Raw genomic sequence first — 2,850 nt, forward strand, 5'->3', positions numbered from 1 at the left:
CGTCCCGGCGCTCTGCCGTCCCGGCGCTCTGCCGTCCCGGCGCTCTGCCGTCCCGGCGCTCTGCCGTCCCGGCGCTCTGCCGTCCCGGCGCTCTGCCGTCCCGGCGCTCTGCCGTCCTACCGTCCTGGCGTCCTACCGTCCTGGCGCTCTGCCGTCCTGGCGTCCCGGCGTCCCGGCGTCCCGGCGTCCCGGCGTCCCGGCGTCCCGGCGTCCCGGCGTCCCGGCGTCCCGGCGTCCCGGCGTCCCGGCGTCCCGGCGCTCTGCCGTCCCGGCGCTCTGCCGTCCCGGCGTCCTACCGTCCTGGCGCTCTGCCGTCCTGGCGTCCCGGCGTCCTGCCACCCCGGCGCCCTGGCGTCCGGTGGGCGGAGGGCGGAGGGCGGAGGGCCGGCGTGCAGGACGATGTGTGCTCGAGAACGCGACACCCGGAGTGGGTGTGACGACACCCGTTGCGGGTGTCACGTCTGCCGAACACAGATAGCCGAAATCCGTGTCCCGTCTCCCCGGACCGGGACTCGTCTCCGCGTCCGCTGCCAGCCGGTGAACGTGGCGGTGGTTGCGTATGGCGGCCGGTCGATGCCGAACTCTGGAGTTCAAGGTGCAGCGTCAGCAGCGGTCGCCGAGGAGCCCTCGCGGCCGGCCGGGTCACCTCGCCGGTCCTGCGCAGCGACGAGCACCACCGTTCACGCAACGCCGTCTACATGCGCAACCGCCGCAGCGGACGGGTCTTCACCGGTCTTGAATCGCCGATCGCCGTCGACGTCGACGTCGACGTCGACGGTCATCGAATCCCTGGTCCACGTCCGGTCTCCGCTACCCCGCACCCACGTCGTGAGGCCTGGCAAAGCACGGCCGGACCGGACATGCGCTGGTAGCGACCTTTACTGATAAGCCAGCGGGGTCAGCACCCACGACCAGCCACAGCCACACAGCCGGCGCTGGGCGCGGCCTCAACGGCGCCGAAACAACACCCACGACCTGCCACAACCACACAGCCGGCACTGGGCGCGGCCTCAGCGGCGCTGAGACAGCGCTGGCGCCCAGCGGACGGAACAAGACCAGGCGGAACAAAGACCAGGCGGAACAAAGACCAGACAGTGCCGCGGACGCTAGCAGCGGTCCGGGGCCCAGCCGTCGCTGCCGCGCAGGAACGCGGCAGCGGTGTACTCCCGGGCCTGCTCGGCGGTCAACTGCGGCCGGTTCGCCGAGACGATCGCGCCCGGCCCGGCGTTGCGGTGTTCGAAGAACCGCGCCTGCTCCCACGGCCAGGTGCCGAAGTCGCTCCAGGCTGTGTCGGGGATGTGCGCGCCGATCCAGGAGTCCCGGATGATCGTCTGCCCGATCGCGTTCGGGTCGTTGCCGGGATGCCAGGGGCGGCCCAGGAAGACCGTGCCGGCCGGAGCGTCGGAGGTGAACCGGCAGCGTTGGAAGAGCAGCCCGTACGGGTTGGTGATGTCGGTGCTCGGCGCGGTGACGTACCCGCTGCCGCGGTGGAGCGAGTGGATCCGGCACCGGTCGAAGACGGCGGTGGCCCGGCCGAAGATGAAGTCGACGTCGCCTTCCACGTAACAGTCGCGCAGGTGGACCCGGGCCACCACACCGGCCGCGCTGCTGTTGACGTAGAGGGTGTCCTGGTTGCCGAGGAACCGCACCCGGTCGAAGATCAGCCGGTCGGCCCGGGTCAGCACGGCCACCGCCTGCCGTCCGGTGATCTCCGGGTGGGCGGCCTCGTCGAACAGGTTCGCGAACGTCAGGTTGGTGGCTCGGAAACCGGCGCCGTCCACGGTGACCGACGCGCTGCCCGAGGTGCCCCAGGTGCCGCCGCCGGGTTTGGGGGTCCCGTTGGCCCGGTCGTCGGCGATCACCACGTCGTCCGGGCGCCGGCCCAGGCCGCGCAGCTCGATCATGGTCTTGGTGGCGGGCACGATGACCTGGCCGTGATAGGCGCCGGGGCGGACGCCGATGACGTACGGCACTGTCGCACCGGCCGGCGCCGCGTCGATCGCGGCCTGGATGCCGGTGTGATCGCCGCTGCCGTCGGTGGCGACCGTCAGATCCGGCCGTCGGCTGTCCGCGAGAGCCGGGGTCGCGGTCAGGCCGGTCGCCACGATGCCGAAGCCGGAGGACATGCCGAGGAAGGTGCGCCGACGCATACCACGCTCCTTGGTGTGGGGATTGCGCTGGGGGAAAGCGCTTTCCTCGACACCGTAGACGGGTCGCCGGACAGCGTCAATGAAATCTTCGGCGGAACGACGGGCGCGGTCAGGAGCTCTCGCCGGCCTGTTCGCGGCGCTGGAGGCGGCGCTCCTCGAGTCTGCGCCAGCGGTTGTAGACCTGGACGGCCGCGTCGACCGGCTCCGGCGCACGGCCCGCGTTCCACGGCCGCGGCAGGAAGGACTCGGCGCCCAGCCACAGCAGCTCGCTCATCGGAACAGTGCCGCCGTGCATCCGCATCAGTTCCTCGGCGACCTGAACAGCGTGATCGCTGCGGCGCCACATCTCGAGGATGGAGCTGCCGTGCATCAGTTCGTCGTGATCGTCAGGATGCAGATCCATGTCCACAATTGCCCTTCCTGGCAGCGTATTCGCAGGTCAGCGGGGGTGAGTGCGTCACTCTGGTGCGCACCTGGCACTCCTGTCAAGGTCGCTCGGGCGAAGATCACGCCAGCGCGCGGACATATCGGTCACCTGCCGCGCTCCCGACCGTGCGTCTCCCCCGGCCTTTTCCCGGTACGCCGTGAGCCCGGCCCGTCCCGGTACGCCGTGAGCCCGGCCCGTCCCGGTACGCCGTGAGCCCGACCCGTCCCGGTACGCCGTGAGCCCGACCCGTCCCGGTACGCCGCAAACCCGACC

General features: G+C 71.5%; 2 protein-coding genes. Both read right to left on the reverse strand.

Annotated elements, in window-relative coordinates:
• Nucleotides 1-1,106: 1,106 nt before the first annotated feature.
• A complete protein-coding gene (locus tag AB0I88_RS02210) occupies nt 1,107-2,150 on the reverse strand; it encodes a pectinesterase family protein (RefSeq protein ID WP_361017360.1) in 1,044 nt (347 codons plus the stop codon).
• A 109-nt stretch (nt 2,151-2,259) separates the two neighbouring features.
• Nucleotides 2,260-2,553, reverse strand: coding sequence for a hypothetical protein (locus AB0I88_RS02215; protein WP_361017362.1), 294 nt, complete (start codon nt 2,551-2,553; stop codon nt 2,260-2,262).
• Between the last annotated feature and the right edge of the window lie 297 nt (nt 2,554-2,850).

It is taken from the genome of Actinoplanes sp. NPDC049802, assembly GCF_040656595.1.
Classification (GTDB): Bacteria; Actinomycetota; Actinomycetes; order Mycobacteriales; family Micromonosporaceae; genus Actinoplanes.